This window comes from Ruegeria sp. THAF33 (genome assembly GCF_009363615.1).
In the GTDB taxonomy this organism is placed as follows: Bacteria; Pseudomonadota; Alphaproteobacteria; order Rhodobacterales; family Rhodobacteraceae; genus Ruegeria.
Window position 1 is genome coordinate 562,378 of record NZ_CP045385.1, and the last position, 15,601, is coordinate 577,978.

Annotated in this window: 16 protein-coding genes and 1 riboswitch; of the genes, 7 read left to right on the forward strand and 9 right to left on the reverse strand. The window is 58.8% G+C overall.

The genetic code is table 11. The features are described from left to right. Window positions 1–87 precede the first annotated feature (87 nt). The 6 genes from FIU92_RS19735 to FIU92_RS19760 all read right to left on the reverse strand — a co-directional run bounded on the left by FIU92_RS19735 (window position 88) and on the right by FIU92_RS19760 (window position 5,066). A complete protein-coding gene (locus tag FIU92_RS19735) occupies window positions 88–738 on the reverse strand; it encodes an energy-coupling factor ABC transporter ATP-binding protein (protein WP_152460420.1) in 651 nt (216 codons plus the stop codon). After that, the gene (gene cbiQ, locus FIU92_RS19740) at window positions 735–1,514 is read right to left on the reverse strand and encodes a cobalt ECF transporter T component CbiQ (RefSeq protein WP_152460421.1); all 780 of its coding nucleotides are present in this window, start codon (window positions 1,512–1,514) and stop codon (window positions 735–737) included. The genes FIU92_RS19735 and cbiQ overlap by 4 nt, the downstream gene beginning before the upstream one ends. After that, the gene (locus FIU92_RS19745; RefSeq protein WP_152460422.1) at window positions 1,514–2,089 is read right to left on the reverse strand and encodes a cobalt ABC transporter permease; all 576 of its coding nucleotides are present in this window, start codon (window positions 2,087–2,089) and stop codon (window positions 1,514–1,516) included. The genes cbiQ and FIU92_RS19745 overlap by 1 nt, the downstream gene beginning before the upstream one ends. Beyond that, window positions 2,086–2,697, reverse strand: coding sequence for a cobalt transporter CbiM (cbiM, locus tag FIU92_RS19750; RefSeq protein ID WP_152460423.1), 612 nt, complete (start codon window positions 2,695–2,697; stop codon window positions 2,086–2,088). Before cbiM ends, FIU92_RS19745 begins: the two co-directional genes overlap by 4 nt. Window positions 2,698–2,703: 6 nt before the next feature. Next, window positions 2,704–3,489 (reverse strand): DUF4198 domain-containing protein, encoded by a 786-nt coding sequence (locus FIU92_RS19755; protein WP_152460424.1) that lies wholly within the window; start codon window positions 3,487–3,489, stop codon window positions 2,704–2,706. A 131-nt stretch (window positions 3,490–3,620) separates the two neighbouring features. Beyond that, window positions 3,621–3,820: riboswitch (cobalamin riboswitch) on the reverse strand. 121 nt (window positions 3,821–3,941) lie between these two features. Continuing rightward, window positions 3,942–5,066 (reverse strand): ROK family transcriptional regulator, encoded by a 1,125-nt coding sequence (locus FIU92_RS19760; protein ID WP_152460641.1) that lies wholly within the window; start codon window positions 5,064–5,066, stop codon window positions 3,942–3,944. Between the two features lie 301 nt (window positions 5,067–5,367). On the opposite strand from FIU92_RS19760, the gene FIU92_RS19765 reads away from it, so the two are divergent. The 4 genes from FIU92_RS19765 (at window position 5,368) to FIU92_RS19780 (ending at window position 8,932) form a co-directional block, all read left to right on the forward strand. Then, window positions 5,368–6,339, forward strand: coding sequence for a sugar ABC transporter substrate-binding protein (locus tag FIU92_RS19765; protein WP_254705414.1), 972 nt, complete (start codon window positions 5,368–5,370; stop codon window positions 6,337–6,339). A 108-nt stretch (window positions 6,340–6,447) separates the two neighbouring features. Beyond that, window positions 6,448–7,521 carry an ABC transporter permease gene (locus FIU92_RS19770; RefSeq protein ID WP_152460426.1) on the forward strand — a complete coding sequence of 358 codons (1,074 nt, stop codon included), beginning with the start codon at window positions 6,448–6,450 and terminating at the stop codon, window positions 7,519–7,521. Beyond that, a complete protein-coding gene (locus tag FIU92_RS19775) occupies window positions 7,521–8,297 on the forward strand; it encodes an ATP-binding cassette domain-containing protein (RefSeq protein WP_152460427.1) in 777 nt (258 codons plus the stop codon). The genes FIU92_RS19770 and FIU92_RS19775 overlap by 1 nt, the downstream gene beginning before the upstream one ends. Next, window positions 8,294–8,932, forward strand: a complete 639-nt coding sequence (locus tag FIU92_RS19780; RefSeq protein WP_254705386.1) for a hypothetical protein — start codon at window positions 8,294–8,296, stop codon at window positions 8,930–8,932. Before FIU92_RS19775 ends, FIU92_RS19780 begins: the two co-directional genes overlap by 4 nt. 46 nt (window positions 8,933–8,978) lie before the next feature. Here FIU92_RS19780 and FIU92_RS19785 read toward each other — a convergent pair whose 3' ends face one another. Beyond that, the gene (locus FIU92_RS19785; RefSeq protein WP_152460428.1) at window positions 8,979–9,695 is read right to left on the reverse strand and encodes an aspartate/glutamate racemase family protein; all 717 of its coding nucleotides are present in this window, start codon (window positions 9,693–9,695) and stop codon (window positions 8,979–8,981) included. Continuing rightward, window positions 9,692–10,396 carry a GntR family transcriptional regulator gene (locus tag FIU92_RS19790; RefSeq protein WP_152460429.1) on the reverse strand — a complete coding sequence of 235 codons (705 nt, stop codon included), beginning with the start codon at window positions 10,394–10,396 and terminating at the stop codon, window positions 9,692–9,694. The genes FIU92_RS19785 and FIU92_RS19790 overlap by 4 nt, the downstream gene beginning before the upstream one ends. Window positions 10,397–10,508: 112 nt before the next feature. Between FIU92_RS19790 and FIU92_RS19795 the strand changes: the two genes are divergently transcribed. Further along, window positions 10,509–12,203 carry a thiamine pyrophosphate-binding protein gene (locus FIU92_RS19795; RefSeq protein WP_152460430.1) on the forward strand — a complete coding sequence of 565 codons (1,695 nt, stop codon included), beginning with the start codon at window positions 10,509–10,511 and terminating at the stop codon, window positions 12,201–12,203. On the opposite strand, the gene FIU92_RS19800 is transcribed toward FIU92_RS19795, so the two are convergent. Beyond that, on the reverse strand, window positions 12,164–13,084 hold the full coding sequence (locus tag FIU92_RS19800; protein ID WP_152460431.1) for a LysR family transcriptional regulator: 921 nt from the start codon (window positions 13,082–13,084) through the stop codon (window positions 12,164–12,166). The two genes, FIU92_RS19795 and FIU92_RS19800, sit on opposite strands and share 40 nt — an antisense overlap. Window positions 13,085–13,182: 98 nt before the next feature. Between FIU92_RS19800 and FIU92_RS19805 the strand changes: the two genes are divergently transcribed. Beyond that, a complete protein-coding gene (locus FIU92_RS19805) occupies window positions 13,183–14,316 on the forward strand; it encodes an enolase C-terminal domain-like protein (protein ID WP_152460432.1) in 1,134 nt (377 codons plus the stop codon). Next, window positions 14,313–15,563 (forward strand): FAD-binding oxidoreductase, encoded by a 1,251-nt coding sequence (locus FIU92_RS19810; RefSeq protein ID WP_152460433.1) that lies wholly within the window; start codon window positions 14,313–14,315, stop codon window positions 15,561–15,563. Before FIU92_RS19805 ends, FIU92_RS19810 begins: the two co-directional genes overlap by 4 nt. Window positions 15,564–15,601 lie beyond the last annotated feature (38 nt).

A 15,601-nucleotide genomic window follows, 5' to 3' on the forward strand; every position in this document is an offset into this window, starting at 1 on the left:
GCAAGGTTCGCTTTCCGTTTCATGGCGTGGCTCAGGCGGTATGATTGCATTTCTGAAACCACCATGTCCGGTTGCCACGAGAACAGGTCAGACCGGCACCAGCTTCCCGTCGCGAAGATCCAGTTCATCGGGCGCCAGTTCCAAGCGGAACGCCGGCGAATGACTGACAAGCAAAATCGCCTGTGGCAACGCGCGCAGGATTTCCAGCAGGCGCGCTTCGTTTTTCGTATCCAACGCATTCGTCGGTTCGTCCAGCAACAGCACTTCGGGCTCCATCGCCAGAACCGTCGCCAGGGTCACTAGCCGTTTTTCACCGCCTGACAATTTATGGGTAATGCGGTTCTTCAGGTGCATCAGGTCCAGATCGCCCAGAACTTTGTCGACGATGGCAAGTGCTTCGTCGCGGGTCTTGCCCAGATTGAGCGGACCAAAAGCAACGTCTTCGGCGACGGTCGGGCAGAACAGCTGATCGTCCGCATCCTGAAATACAAGCCCCACCCGGCGGCGGACCTCATGGAAATCAGCCTCTTCCACGCGTTGCTGACCAAAAACGGTGACGGTGCCTGAACACGGGCGCTGCAACCCAAGCAAAATCCGCAGGAGCGTCGATTTCCCCGCTCCGTTCGGGCCTGTCAGGGACAGGCGCTGCCCCGCGCTCAGGCTCAGGTTTGCCCCGTCCAGAACGGGTGGTTGGCCGGGGTAGGAAAAACAGATGTCTTCAAGCGCAATCAGTGTCATGCGAATTCCAGAATGATCAGACCCAGGCAGAGACCGCTGAAACCTGCCGCAAACACAATGTCCGCACGGGTCAGGGCAAATTCCTGAAGCAACGGCATACGCCCGGAAAACCCCCGGCACTTCATAGCCGCCAGGATGCGTTCCGATCTTTCGATCGCGCGCACAAGCATCATACCCACAAGGTAGCCAAAGCTGCGATATGTGTGCCAGTTTGTTGCTGGCCGAAATCCACGCACCTTCATCGCAGCGCGCAGCCGCAGGTATTCTTCGCGCAAGACCTCGATATACCGGATCGTGAACATCAGCAGGTAAACCAGCTTTTCGGGGCACCGCAGACGATGCAGGGCGTGGCCCAGTGTAACCGGCTCCATCGTCCCGACCAAAACCATCAGGGACAGGATCACGGCATTGGCGGTCAAGGCAATCTCGACCGCTTTCCAAAAACCCTGCCAGCTTGCGGAGAATCCCCAAAGCGTGAACATCGGATCCCCGGGCATGGAAAAGGGCAACAGGACCAGCATGAACAGGATGAACCCATCCATCATGGCCATTCGCTTCAACGTCTTTCGCCGCGGCAGACGTGAAACTATCAGAAGCGAAAGCGACACTGTCAGCGCCGCGCAAAGCGCGCCGAGGGATGACAGCGCCACGGTCACGACTGCAAAAACAACTGCCATGACGATCCGCATCCGGGGATCCAGCAGGCTGATCAGACCTTCTGGCCCGTCACCGGCTTCGGACAGCGTTTTTTCCTTGTGCCCCAGAACGTGTGCCATCAGGACGCCAGCTTGCGGCGGGCCGCCATGTAAAAGCCCAGACCGAACAGACCAACGATGTACCCGATCCCGCCAAGGATGGTTTGCAGGTCGTTCTGTTCGCGATAAGCCGCAATCTCGCGCCTGAGCGGGCGCAATTCGTCACGTACGGCTTTGGCGATAACCTGCTGTTCTTCGGCGCTGAGAGACGCCGCCGAACCGCTGGCCTGCGCCAGAGCAGCCGAAGACGAGTCTCCGTTTTCCGCCACGGCAACGCCCATGATCCGCGCGACATCTTCGGCAGACATTGTGACTTCGGCCACATGCCCGGCGCCAAGGTCGGCAAAGAAGGTGTGCGCCACGGCCGAGGTCGGCGTGTAGACAAAGAAACCGTCCGCATCAGTGACCGATCGACCCAGCTCAGCCCCATCCGGGCCGGTGACAATGACCTCGGTGCCGCTTGCCATGTCGCCGTTGGAAAAGCCGATTTCGCCCTCGATGACGTCTCCCGACTCGAAAACGCCGGCTATGACCTTGTGCGCCAGGGCAGGCACAGGTGCGCAGCACACGGCCAATATGACAACCAGATGCTTCATGTGGCTGCTCCTCTGAAAAACAGCTCGGGCTTGACCTTGCGTGCCAACAACACGGCGAACCCGGTCAAAATCGCCTCGATGGCCATGACAGGAATATGGGCGAAGAAAACGAGCTTGGCGGCAGGCAGAAATTCATCCCCCGACAGCGCCAGGGAAAACGCGACCATGCCGGTTGTCGCTGCAATCGCAAATGCGCCGCCGACGCCCCCCCAAATCGCTCCTTGCAAAGGCGTTCCACGCGCGATCAGACGACCGAACAACATTCCGGCCACCACCGCGGGAAAGGCGATATTGACGGTGTTGATCCCCAACACCGTCAACCCGCCAAAGCCGAAAAAGACCGCCTGTAGCAAAAGCCCGACGAACAAAGCCGGGAATGCGGCCCAACCAAGCAGCAGCCCGGCCATGCCGTTGAGGATCAGATGGACCGACGACGGACCAATGGGCACGTGGATCAACGATGCCACGAAGAAACTGGCTGACAGCACGCCCGCAGTGGGGATGCGATCAAGATCCAGAGACCTGAGACCCATGGCGATCCCGCCCGCGGCGGCTATGGCGCCGCCAATTACAACCGGGTTGGAAAGGGCTCCGTCGACGATGTGCATTTGGGGTTACTCCAGATCCCAGGCACGAATCCAGATGACCGCATCCTGGCTGAGTTCTTTGCCCTCATGTTCGGTTGCCGGACCGGAACCAAGGGCGGCGAAACCCCAGTAACCGGCTTTGGGAACGCCGAACGAAAAATACCCGTTGTCGTCAGATATTGCGACCACCGCACCACCCGGCATTGGTGACACTTTCGGTGCAGAAGCGGCCGAGCTTTCCATGTCGGGTTCGGCGGCCATGTACTCGATCTCGATCTCGGCCCCCGCAACCGGCTGACCATCAGCCAGCACACGGCCCGTGAAAGTCGAACCCGCGATGATGTTGGTCGGCTTGTTCAGCGGGATAATCTCGGTCGCCAGACCCACGGGATTCATCCAGTCGGTCGGCAATTCGTTACGGTTCAGGAAGGCTTTGGTGAGCTGTTGGATATAGATGTCTTCGGATTCCTCATAATAAGGCTGAGGAACCGTCACCAGCACATAGTCGCCCGAACGTTTGACCGGGACACTGCCCTTGAACGCCGCGCCCTCGTTTTCCCCGCCGGTGAACCGGATAGGTTCCAGCGTGTCCAGCAAATCGGTCTTTTCACCGTTGTGGATCACATAGAATTCCTGCGGCTTTTCAAGATCCATGACATGGCCATTCTCGAACGGATGCCAGAAAATCAGTTTGACCGGCACATCGCCCGGTTTCTCGATCATGGTGTCGGTGGTGTATTCCAAAAGGAAATGCGCATTTGCGATGGCAGGAAGAGCCACCGCGGCAGCGGCTGCGCTGAGCAGCGTTTTCATGAACAGTCGTCCTTGTCCCGTCGCGCCAATCCCGGCGCGAAATTCGTTTTGACCACGGGACATTCAACGCCAAATTACCCTTTCAGGCATCCTGGTCCGACGCACATCCCGTCGCCGATTAGGAGTGCCCCTTATGAGGGCACATGTCCGGCAGGTATCCTGACTTGCGGGTCAAAGCGTTGGACCGGCCTTCCCGGGCAAACCCCAGTGGCGTTTCAGCCCTGCTCGCCGCTTACAGTTGCGGGTGCAGTTGCGGAATTGGGCCTGAGCCCGCACCGCATTCCCTTTTGATTCCAGAGCAAGCTCCGGAACCGGACATGCCGAGCGGCTTGCCAGACAACTCAGCCTTCCGTCAACGAAAATGTGTTACGGCCATCGAAAATAATGAGCTCGGCAGTATGCGAGAGTGAACCAGTTTGTGAAATATCCAAGGCAACAGAGTGATTTCACATCTAAGCTTCTGAAAGATACCTTTCCGACAACGGCAGGCTCGCCGCACCCAGTGAGCGTGCTTCCGGGCCCACGGTCCCTGCCAGCACGGCAGGGCGCTCGAGACCGGTCAGGTTAAGCTCAGACAGTTTGTCTTCGACCATTTCAACCAAACGCGCCTTGATGTCCTGCGGCATCCAGCCGTCAATCTTCACGCATTCGAAATCTATCAGGCTACAGGATGAGACAATCGCATAGGCAATCCCGCTCGCCGTCTGCTTCAACCAGTTTTCCAGTTGAACTTTTGGCACATCCCAACGCTGGGTCGTTTCCCAAATGGAATGCGACGTGACACCTGCCGTGGTGATTGCACGCTCGAGCACGTACAGGCTGGCCACATCGATAAGCGGCCTGACACCACCGACATCATCCGGCACAGGCAAGGGGCCGATTGCGCCCGAGTTTCCACGCCCTGAAAAGATTGCGCCATTGAGGACCACACCGCCGCCAATGAAGAAACCAATATAGAAGTACAGGAAATCCCTTGGCCCATCGGCTGGACCGAATACCAATTCCGCCCCACAAGCCGCAGTGGCGTCATTTTGCAGGAATACCGGAATATCGAGGCGCCGCGCCAGGTCAGCCTTCAGGTCTGATACGCGCCACGGGTCCATTTCTTCCTGAGGAACCTGAAGGGTCTGGGCCCAGTCCCATAGGTAGAACGGCATGGCAATCCCAAGTCCCGCAATCCTGCCTTTGGCCTCAGGCGGCATGGATGATATCATTTTGCCCAGACTCTCAGTGGAAAACTCCAATGTGGCTTTCGGCGTTGGATAGTCATAGGTTCGCCGCTCGCGCTGCCGCACATTTCCGACAAAGTCAGTCAAAACCAGCTCGGTACTGCGGCGCCCGACCTTGAGCCCAAAGAAAAACGCACCATCCGGGTTGAGGCGCATGGGAACGGAAGGTTGCCCGACCTTCCCGCGGACCGGCTCACCGCGCAACAGCAAACCATCCTTCTCCAACAGCCGCATGATGACGGAAACGGTTTGTGCCGACAGTCCGGTCATGCGCGCGATCTCGGACTTCGCAAGGGCCTGATGACGCCGGACAAGCGACAACACCAGCCGTTCGTTCCGGGCCCGCATCCCGCTTTGGTTGGTACCGCGCACCTCTGACCCGTGCAGGCCAATCGAATTTTTCCGAGATGAATTTTCAGGCACGACCACCCCTTTCCTGTTGAAGAATGAGAAAGCCCGCCCGCCCTGTCAATAATAAATAAGAGTGATTTATTTATTGACTCAAAATTCGAATCTTGTGATTGTTTCTTATGGGGTCAGGATTTTTTGCCTGATCGCCCTCGTGCCCTACTCGGCATAGAAAAAACTGGGAGGATAATCGATGAAACTCGCAAAACTTGCGGGTGCTGCTGCGCTCGGGGTTACTGCCATGGCTGGCAGTGCAATGGCGGAAGGCGAAACTGTTTGCCTGATCACCAAGACGGACACCAACCCGTTCTTTGTCAAAATGAAAGAAGGTGCGACTGCAAAAGCGGAAGAGCTGGGAATGACGCTCAAAGCCTTTGCGGGCAAAGTTGACGGTGACCATGAAACGCAGGTGCAAGCCATTGAGACCTGCATTCTGGACGGCGCCAAAGGCATTCTGCTGACGGCCTCGGACACATCATCCATCGTTCCGGCCGTGAAGCAGGCGCGGGATGCAGGTGTTCTGGTTATCGCTCTGGATACGCCGCTGGAACCCATTGACTCGGCTGACGCGACCTTTGCCACGGACAATTTCCTGGCCGGGCTGCTGATTGGACAATGGGCCAAAGCCACGCTGGGCGACGCGGCCAACGACGCGAAAATTGCGACATTGGACCTTGCCGTCAGCCAGCCGACAGTGGACGTGCTGCGCAATCAGGGCTTCCTGCAAGGCTTTGGTGTCGATCTGGCGGACCCGAACGTAATCGGTGATGAAGATGACCCCCGTCTTGTCGGAAGTGATGTCACTGCCGGCAACGAAGAAGGTGGTCGCCGCGCGATGGAAAACCTTCTGGCCAAGGATCCGACGATCAACGTTGTTCACACCATCAACGAGCCTGCCGCGGCAGGCGCCTACGAGGCGCTGAAAGCCATCGGGCGCGAAAATGACGTGCTCATCGTTTCCGTGGACGGAGGCTGCCCGGGTGTCCAAAACGTTGCCGATGGTGTTATCGGCGCGACGTCGCAGCAATACCCGCTGTTGATGGCATCGCTGGGTGTTGAGGCCGTCAAGAAATGGGCGGACGAAGGCGTGAAGCCTGAAAACACGCCTGGCAAGGATTTCTTTGACACCGGCGTAGCGCTTGTAACGGACAAGCCTGCCGAAGGCGTCGAGTCGATCTCGGTCAAAGAAGGCATGGACCTCTGCTGGGGTTAACCTGACCACCCGGAGGGCCGCAGAGGGCGGCCTTCCGCATTTCAAACCACCCATTCGCCCGAAAACTTGCTAAAGTCGTCAGTAACCTGACGCTTTGGGGGAACCTTTATGTCCGATACTTCACGACGATCAGACGACTTCGAAGCCGCTGCAAAAGGCAGCCAGGAACAGATTGCCGAATTTGACGATCACCACCGCGGGTTTGTCGGAACGGTTCAGCATTTTCTGCATGTGAACCCCTCTTTGGTGCCGCTGATCGTTCTTGTGGCTGCCATCGTCATTTTCGGGGCTTTGCTGGGCTCCAAGTTCTTCTCGCCATTCGCGCTGACCCTGATCCTGCAACAGGTTCAGATCGTCGGGATCGTGGCGGCGGCGCAAAGCCTCGTCATCCTGACCGCCGGTATCGATCTGAGCGTCGGAGCAATCATGGTGATGTCGTCGGTTGTCATGGGACAGTTCACCTTCCGATATGGGCTGCCGCCAACGGTCGCGATTGTTTGCGGCCTTTTCGTTGGCACCGCAATCGGTGCGGTGAACGGGTATCTGGTCAGCCGCATCAAACTGCCGCCGTTCATCGTGACGCTTGGCATGTGGCAAATCGTTCTTGCGGCGAACTTCCTGTATTCTCAGAACGAAACAATCCGGTCGCAGGAGATCGAAGAAAACGCCGCAATTCTGCAACTTTTCGGGGCCAAGTTCAACGTGGGCGGGGCGGTATTCACCGTCGGCGTGATCTTCATGCTGGTGCTGATCCTCGGGCTTTCCTACGCCCTTCGTCACACCGCATGGGGAAGGCATGTCTATGCGGTCGGTGATGATCCGGAAGCCGCTGAGCTGTCTGGCGTCAATGTGCATCGCACGCTGATGTCGGTTTACATGCTGTCCGGGCTGATCTGCGCCTTCGCGGGCTGGGCTCTGATTGGTCGGATCGGGTCCGTGTCTCCAACGTCTGGCCAGTTGGCCAATATTGAAAGCATAACAGCGGTCGTGATCGGGGGCATATCCCTGTTCGGTGGCCGCGGGTCCATTCTCGGATCATTGTTCGGAGCGTTGATCGTCGGGGTCTTCACGCTTGGGCTTCGGTTGCTGGGCGCTGATGCGCAATGGACGTTCCTGTTGATCGGCATCCTTATCATCGCAGCGGTCGCGGTCGACCAGTGGATCAGAAAGGTGGCAGCCTGATGGAACCTATTCTCAAAGGACGGAACCTTGTGAAGCGCTATGGCAAGGTGACTGCACTGGACCATTGCGATTTCGATCTGATGCCGGGTGAAATTCTGGCGGTGATCGGCGACAACGGGGCAGGCAAATCAACGCTGATCAAGGCGGTGTCCGGCGCGGTGATGCCGGATGAGGGCGAAGTCTGGCTGGAAGGTCAGAAGGTGAATTTCCACTCGCCGATTGACGCGCGCGAAGCCGGTATTGAAACGGTTTACCAGACCCTTGCGATGTCCCCTGCCCTGTCGATCGCGGACAACATGTTCATGGGGCGCGAGATTCGGCGCAAAGGGCCGTTGGGATCATGGTTCCGAATGCTCGACCGTCCGGCGATGGAGAAATTCGCCCGCGACAAGCTGAGCGAACTGGGCCTGATGACGATCCAGAACATCAATCAAGCCGTCGAAACTCTGTCCGGGGGTCAGCGTCAGGGTGTTGCGGTGGCACGTGCCGCGGCATTCGGATCAAAAGTCATCATCCTGGACGAACCAACCGCCGCATTGGGCGTGAAGGAAAGCCGGCGCGTTCTTGAACTGATCCTGGACGTGAAGTCTCGCGGCATTCCGATCATCCTGATCAGCCACAATATGCCACATGTTTTCGAGGTCGCCGATCGAATTCACGTGCATCGGCTGGGCAAACGCCTCTGCGTCGTTGATCCCAAGGATTACACGATGTCCGACGCAGTGGCGTTCATGACCGGTGCCAAGGAACCGCCCGCCGAGGACGAAGCCGCGTGACGGGTAAACTTGCCACCCCCGAGGCGCTTGCAAGAAAAATCGCGGATGCCGTCCAGGCCTTGCCGCCGCTGCAAGGCCGGCATCTCGTCGCGATTGCCGGGCCGCCGGGTTCGGGAAAAACGACTGCGGCGGGCCTTGCAACCAAAGAGCTTTATCTGCGCGGCGTCGCAACCGGATTGGTTTTCATGGACGGCTTCCACTATGACAACGTGATCTTGAAGGATCGCGGCCTGCTGAACCGCAAAGGATCTCCTGAAACCTTTGATCTTGCCGGCTTTCATGCGTTGCTTGATCGATTGCGCGCGGAAGAAGAAGTCGCAATACCCGCGTTTGACCGGGAACTGGATCTGGCCATTGCCGCGCGGTCCATGATCACAGCGGATCAGCGCGTTGTTCTCGTTGAGGGCAATTACCTTCTCTTGAACGAGCCGGGTTGGTCGGACCTTCACCAACTGTGGACATTCAAGGTATTTTTGGACACCGATTTGAAAACACTCCAAACCCGCCTGACCAACAGATGGATCGGCCATGGTCTGGACGCCAATGCCGCCAAGGACCGCGCGCAGTCGAACGATCTGCCGAATGCACAGCGCGTGATCCGAAATTCGATACCCGGTGATCTGACACTGGCTTGAGTTTTGCCTGCGGCCAACACAACCCGTCTTGATGAAAGGCCAGAGGTCAGTTCCGGTACACCGGCGGAACAAGACCGGCCTGGAACCAAGTCACGAAGGACACGATCGAAAACACCGGCAGCCCGGTCGCCTGCTGAATATCCGGTGCATAGGGGCACATATTCGTGCACTCCAGAACGATTGCACCAAGATCGGGGTGGTCCGAGGCCAACGCGATCGCGGCCTCAACATTGTCCTCCCGGGCCTTCTCAACATTCAGACGCGACTCATTGCCCAGAATTGCGCGGGTGAATTCCCGCCCACCCTCGGTTGTGCCGATTGGCGTGTCCAAGGGGACATTGGCAGCCTGAAGATGGTCATTGGTCAAGGTGGAGGCCGAAATGGTCAGAATGCCCGCGCGCTTTCCCCTGGGAAGGATGCGATTCACCATTTCGACCTGCATCAAGGACGAGGTGACGACGGGAACCGGAACGGCCTCGGCCAGCTCCTTCTGGAACAGGGACAGGAACCCGCAATTGGTTGTTATTCCGTCCGCGCCGTCCTTGACCAGCTCTTGCGCGGCGTCGATGAAGACCTCGAGCATACCTTCGGCCCGATGCCGGACCACCCGATCGGGCGAGGCATCCCGGACGATGCGGTACAGCACCGGAAACGGCCATGTCCGTGCATTGCCCATGTCACCGGGAATTCTTGGGAATTGCGCGTCCAGCATAAGGATTCCCACCGATGCACCATAAATGGATTTGCCGCCCTGCGCGATCATCCCTGTGCCTCCTCGATAATGCGAGTCGAGATGTCTTCGGCCCCTTCCATGTAGATGCTGGTAATCCCGTGACGCACGGCGTCCTGAACCTGATCCATTCGTTTTGTGATATGAGCCGCCAGAACCCGGGCCGCCTCGTCCGCGTCCCGATCCAGCAGGGCCTGCATGACGTGTTTATGTTCGTCCTTGGACTTCTGCACCCGGTCCATGCTCATGGAAATCCAGCGGATATAGCGGATACGCTCGTTGATGCGCGTCAGAGTTTGCAACAACTCCATGTTCCCTGACAGCTTTGCGATCCCCAGATGGAACGCTTCGTCCCGGGCCACTGCCTCTTCGATCGTCAGGCCGGTGATGTCGATGCCCGTTTCGTAAAGTTCATCACGCAGCTTTTGCAGGTCTTCATCCGTCGCCCTGGCGCAGGCGGATCGGGCCGCCGCGGATTCGATAATCTGGCGCAGCTCGAAAAGGTCGAACACGCTTTGCGCATCCAAGGAACGGCAAAAGAACCCTTGCCCCGGGCGGAAATCGAACAGCCGTTCGGCAACCAGACGGTTCAACGCTTCTCGCAACGGCGTGCGGCTGACGCCCAGATCCCTGGACAGCGCGACCTCGTTCAGGCGGTCACCCGGGCGCAGGCGGAAGGACACCGCCATCGCTTTGACCTGATCATAGATATCATCGACGCGTGGACCCGCCATAAACAATGCCCTTCTTCCGTTGGTCCACAGGTGCCACACTCAATTCTTGAAATCAATATGCAAACCTGTATACAGCTATGTGTACAATTTCAGCGCAATGGAATCGCGAACCATGACAGGGACGAATTACCTGACCGGAGCCGAGGCGATGGTGCGTATGCTCGAGGCGCATGGCGTCACCCATATGTTCGGCCTGTGCGGCGATACCACCTTGCCGTTCTATGACGCACTCGCCCGAATGGATCACGGCATTCAGCACATTCTGACCCGCGACGAACGGCACGCCGCCTACATGGCGGATGGCTATGCACGCGTGACAGGCAGGCCCGGCGTTTGCGAAGGCCCTTCCGGCGGTGGCGCGACCTACATTCTGCCGGGTGTGGTCGAGGCCAATGAAAGTTCGGTTCCAATCCTGGCGATCACCTCTGATGTGGCGACGACCAGCCGCGGGAAATACCCTTTGACAGAACTGGATCAGCCAGCGTTGTTCCGCCCGCTGACGAAGTGGAACGCGTCTCTGGATGATGCCGCCCGGCTTCCGGCCATGGTTCGTGCGGCGTTCAGGGCGATGACAACGGGAACACCCGGCGCGACCCATCTGGCACTGCCGTTTGATACGCAGAAGGCACAGGTGGACGAGGCGGAAATCTGGGCCGATGACCGGCATCGCAGCTTTCCCGCCGAACGGGCTGCCCCCGATCCGGATGCCATCGAAGCAGCCGCAGCCATTCTTGCCCGGGCCACATCCGCCGTCGCGGTCTGTGGCGGCGGCCCGGTTCTGTCCGGCGCGACCGATGCGTTGCGCCGTGTCGCTGGTCTGTTGGACATGGCCGTCGCCACAACCGTTTCAGGCCAAGGGTCCATCGCCGAAACCGATCCTTTGGCCCTGGGTGTCGTCGGATCGAACGGCGGGATCCCCGCGACCCGTGCCGTGGTGGATCAGGCTGATGTCGTCCTGTTCATCGGGTGCCGCGCCGGTTCGGTCACGACCGAACGGTGGAGAAGCCCCGGACGCAACGCCACGATCATTCACATCGACAGCGACCCCATGGTGATCGGCGCAAACTATCAGACCGAAGTGGCGATCTGCGCTGACGCCCGCCTCGCGCTTGAGGCATTGGCCCGAGCGCTGGAGGACCGGCAAGACCTGAACGGACAAGACGGAGCAACCAAGGCCCGCGCCGCGTGGGAGGCCAAGGCGGCGGCGTTTGCCCCCTTGGCTGCAAGTCGGGAAATGCCGATCCGGCCAGAGGCTGTCATGGCGTCCCTGATGGACATTCTGGACGACGATGCGATTGTGGTCGCTGACCCCGGCACCCCCTGCCCCTATTTCAGCGCGCATTACCGTTGGCGGCAACCCGGGCGGCATTTCATCACAAATCGCGCACATGGAGCACTGGGCTATTCTCTGGGGGCGGCCATGGGTGCACATGTTGGCCGGCCCTCGGTCAAGACCCTGGCCGTCATGGGCGATGGTTCGTTTGGGTTCACCTGCGGTGAATTTGAAACGATGGTGCGGCACAAAATGCCGATAACCTCGATCGTTTTCTCGAACTCGGTCTTCGGATGGATCAAGGCGGGTCAGGATGCTGGGTTTGATCAACGCTATTACAACGTTGATTTCAACCGGACCGACCACGCCGCCGTCGCAGCCGCCTTCGGAGTGAAATCATGGACGGTCAAAGACCCTGAGGACTTGCCGAAGGTGCTGAAACAGGCCCTCGAACATGATGGCCCCACATTGGTCGACATCCATTCGCAGCAGCTTCACGAGGCCGCTGCACCTGTGTCGGAATGGGTTGCGTAAGAGGCAATCGACGGGGTCAGCTGGGCCAGGAATTCTTGCGCAATCGTGGACAGGGGGCGCCCCTTTGCGGTGATGATTGCAAGATCCAGCATGACGGATGGCCTGAACGGGCGGGTCTTGTACCCGCTCTCACCATCGAACGTCACGGTAAAGGGATCGATCATCGCAACCCCCATGCCCTGTTTCACAAAACTCAGCAGGTTCTCGGACAGGTGCGTGTGAATCTGTGTCCGCCACGTGCGCCCGGATGCCTGAAAGATGTCTCGGGTTCGACGGTGGGTTTGATGTTCCGGGCCCATCACGATGAAGGGCTCGTTTTCCAGTAATTCCGGTGTCAGAACGTCATAATCCGCCAAGTGGCTATTTTCTGGAAAAGTCGCAAGCGTTTCGAATTGAAACACCTGATAATTCAGAGTGTCGTGCAGGATCGGCATCTCGACGATGCCGATTTCAAACAGGCCTGAAATCACCCATTCCTGAATCTTGGATGAATACTGCGACTGGAAACTGACGGACAGGTTGGGGCGGCTTTTGGCAAAACGAGCGATCTCGCGCGGCATGAAACCAAATGACAGAAGATGCGGTGCCGCAACCTGCAATTGACCGGGATGTTTGTTCTGCAAATCTGTCACGGCCTGCGCCACGTGATCCAGCCCGCGCACGACCGTGTCGACTTCGCGGAACAGCAGCTCGGCTTCCGGGGTGGGCAGCAAACGGCCCTTGTTGCGCTCGAACAGAGGCAGTCGTGCTTCGCGTTCCAACTGAGCCAACAGATTGCTGATACCAGGCTGGGATATCCCAAGTACCGACGCCGCACCGGTTACGGTTCCGGTTTCCATGATGGCGTGAAACGCTTGAAGCTGGCGAAAGCGCAGGGACATGGATTACCGCATCATTTTTTCTGATGAACTGTCGAAGATATAGTATTTGAAATGATATGCCCGTCAAGGCAGGCTTCCGCTCAACCACAGGGGGCGGAATGAACGATCTGTCACAAAACATCATCGGTTACGACCTTTGGCACCTGAAGCTTCCGGTCACGTCCCGCCGGGATCACGGTATAGGATCCATCGAAGGCGCCTGCGAAGTCGTCATACTGCGACTGACATCCGAGGATGGCACACAGGGATTTGGCGAAGCGTCACCCTGGTCGGTGTTCACCGGCACCCCGGAAGCGACATTTGCGGCACTGGATCGATATCTACGCCCCCTTGTTCTTGGCGCCCGCGTGGGCGACCGGTCAGCCATCATGGCGCGCGCGACCTGTGCCGTGGCGCATTGCACCGAGGCCAAGGCCGCGCTGGAAACCGCGCTGCTGGATCTGGCCGGCCGTATCAGCGACATCCCTGTCTGGTCATTGCTGGGCGGTCGTTGCCGCAGCACCATTCCGCTCAGCTGTTCCATCGCCAACCCGGACTTTTCTCAGGACATAGACCTGTTGGCGCGGTTGCGAGAGGACGGCGTGCGGATTGTCAAACTCAAGACCGGGTTCAAGGATCACGCCTTTGACATCATGCGGTTGGAGTACCTTGCGCAGAACTGCCCTGAATTCTCGGTCCGCGTGGACTATAATCAGGGGCTGAGCATCGAGGAGGCTCCGACGCGGGTGCGGGACGTGGCCCGGTTCAATCCTGATTTCATCGAACAGCCGGTTCGCGCCCACCATTTCGGCATGATGGCGAAGCTACGGCATATGACCGATGTTCCCCTTCTCGCCGATGAAAGCGTCTTTGGTCCCGAAGATATGGAACGCGCCGCGCGTGAAAGCACTTGCGATGGTGTCTCGGTGAAAATAATGAAGTCTGGCGGACTGACCCGCGGGCAAACGGTCGCCCGCATCGCGGCGGCGCACGGCCTGACGGCGTATGGCGGGGACATGTTCGAGGCCGGCCTGGCCCATCTTGCGGGCACCCATCTGATTGCCGCGACACCCGAGATCACATTGGGCTGCGAGTTTTATCAGGCGTCCTATTTTCTGAAAGAGGACATTCTGGAAGAACCCTTCCGGATCCGGAACGGTCAGGTCTGCGTGCCCGAAACCCCCGGGCTTGGCGGCAGGCCCGAGGTGGCCAAACTGAACCATTACGCAGTGGCCAGGGCGGCTTCAGAATGAGCGACAAGAAAACCATAGCCATCATCGGCGCCGGTATCGTCGGCGTGTCGGCCGCGGTCTGGCTGCAACGGGACGGGCACGACGTGATCCTGTTCGACAAGGCCGGACCGGGTGAAGGCACGTCTCATGGCAATGGCGGTGTGCTGGCATCCTGTTCCATCATACCTGTGACGGTTCCCGGACTGCTTGGCAAAGCGCCCAAAATGTTGCTGAGCTCGTCGCAGCCGCTGTTTTTGAAATGGGGGTATCTGCCGAAGCTGCTCCCATGGCTCCGGCAATATCTGAGCCACGCGAACGTGGCAGACGTTGAACGGATCGCGGCGGCGCTGACGCCGATCGTCGGCGACAGCCTGAATGATCACAAGGCTTTGGCGGCGGGCACGCGTGCTGAAAAGTGGATCGTGCCCAGCGACTATCTGTTTCTCTACGAGAACCGGGCCCATTTTGAACAAGATGCGTTGGGCTGGGGAATAAGACGGAAGAACGGCTTTGACTGGCAAGAACTGGAGGGCAAGGCGTTTCACGACTATGACCCCGTGTTCAGCCCGGATATCGGTTTCGCCGCCAAGCTGTCAAACCACGGTCATATCACCGATCCCGGGCGGTACGTGAAAGATCTGGCCGCCCATGTCGAGGCCGGCGGCGGCCGGATCATCCGCGCCAATGTCGAAGATGTCACCCGCGAGAGCGGCCGTGTTACCGGTGTGCGCGCGGATGGTGAGACCATCGCTTGCGACACCGCCATTGTCACGGCTGGCGTCTGGTCGGGGCCGCTGGCAAAGCGACTGGGGGTTTCTGTTCCTCTTGAAAGCGAGCGCGGTTATCATCTTGAATTGGTGGCACCTTCTGCCATGCCCCGCAGCCCGGTCATGGTTGCTTCGGGCAAGTTTGTTGCCACGCCCATGGATGGGCGCATACGCTTGGCGGGTATCGTGGAGTTCGGTGGGCTGGACGCACCGCCCTCGCGCGCGCCGTTTGAACTGATGCGAAAGAATGCCCGGGCCGCGTTTCCGGGCATAACATGGAAGGAGGAAGTGGAATGGATGGGGCACAGGCCGGCCCCGGCTGACTCGATCCCGATCATAGGCGACGCGCCCGGACTCAAGGGGGCCTATATGGGCTTTGGGCATCATCACATCGGCCTGACAGGTGGGCCAAAGACCGGGCGGCTTTTGGCGCAGATGATTGCGGGCAGAACCCCGAACACCGACGTAAGCGTTTATGCGCCGTCGCGCTTCGCACCATAAGAACAGACCGACGAAAAACATCGGTATTTCAAGACTCG

Excerpts from the sequence above, each read along its gene's own strand:
- FIU92_RS19735 (WP_152460420.1), bottom strand. The coding sequence starts at position 738 with ATGACACTGATTGCGCTTGAAGACATCTGTTTTTCCTACCCCGGCCAA.
- cbiQ (WP_152460421.1), bottom strand. The coding sequence starts at position 1,514 with ATGGCACACGTTCTGGGGCACAAGGAAAAAACGCTGTCCGAAGCCGGT.
- FIU92_RS19745 (WP_152460422.1), bottom strand. The coding sequence starts at position 2,089 with ATGAAGCATCTGGTTGTCATATTGGCCGTGTGCTGCGCACCTGTGCCT.
- cbiM (WP_152460423.1), bottom strand. The coding sequence starts at position 2,697 with ATGCACATCGTCGACGGAGCCCTTTCCAACCCGGTTGTAATTGGCGGC.
- FIU92_RS19755 (WP_152460424.1), bottom strand. The coding sequence starts at position 3,489 with ATGAAAACGCTGCTCAGCGCAGCCGCTGCCGCGGTGGCTCTTCCTGCC.
- FIU92_RS19760 (WP_152460641.1), bottom strand. The coding sequence starts at position 5,066 with ATGCGGGCCCGGAACGAACGGCTGGTGTTGTCGCTTGTCCGGCGTCAT.
- FIU92_RS19765 (WP_254705414.1), top strand. The coding sequence starts at position 5,368 with ATGGCTGGCAGTGCAATGGCGGAAGGCGAAACTGTTTGCCTGATCACC.
- FIU92_RS19770 (WP_152460426.1), top strand. The coding sequence starts at position 6,448 with ATGTCCGATACTTCACGACGATCAGACGACTTCGAAGCCGCTGCAAAA.
- FIU92_RS19775 (WP_152460427.1), top strand. The coding sequence starts at position 7,521 with ATGGAACCTATTCTCAAAGGACGGAACCTTGTGAAGCGCTATGGCAAG.
- FIU92_RS19785 (WP_152460428.1), bottom strand. The coding sequence starts at position 9,695 with ATGATCGCGCAGGGCGGCAAATCCATTTATGGTGCATCGGTGGGAATC.
- FIU92_RS19790 (WP_152460429.1), bottom strand. The coding sequence starts at position 10,396 with ATGGCGGGTCCACGCGTCGATGATATCTATGATCAGGTCAAAGCGATG.
- FIU92_RS19795 (WP_152460430.1), top strand. The coding sequence starts at position 10,509 with ATGACAGGGACGAATTACCTGACCGGAGCCGAGGCGATGGTGCGTATG.
- FIU92_RS19800 (WP_152460431.1), bottom strand. The coding sequence starts at position 13,084 with ATGTCCCTGCGCTTTCGCCAGCTTCAAGCGTTTCACGCCATCATGGAA.
- FIU92_RS19805 (WP_152460432.1), top strand. The coding sequence starts at position 13,183 with ATGAACGATCTGTCACAAAACATCATCGGTTACGACCTTTGGCACCTG.
- FIU92_RS19810 (WP_152460433.1), top strand. The coding sequence starts at position 14,313 with ATGAGCGACAAGAAAACCATAGCCATCATCGGCGCCGGTATCGTCGGC.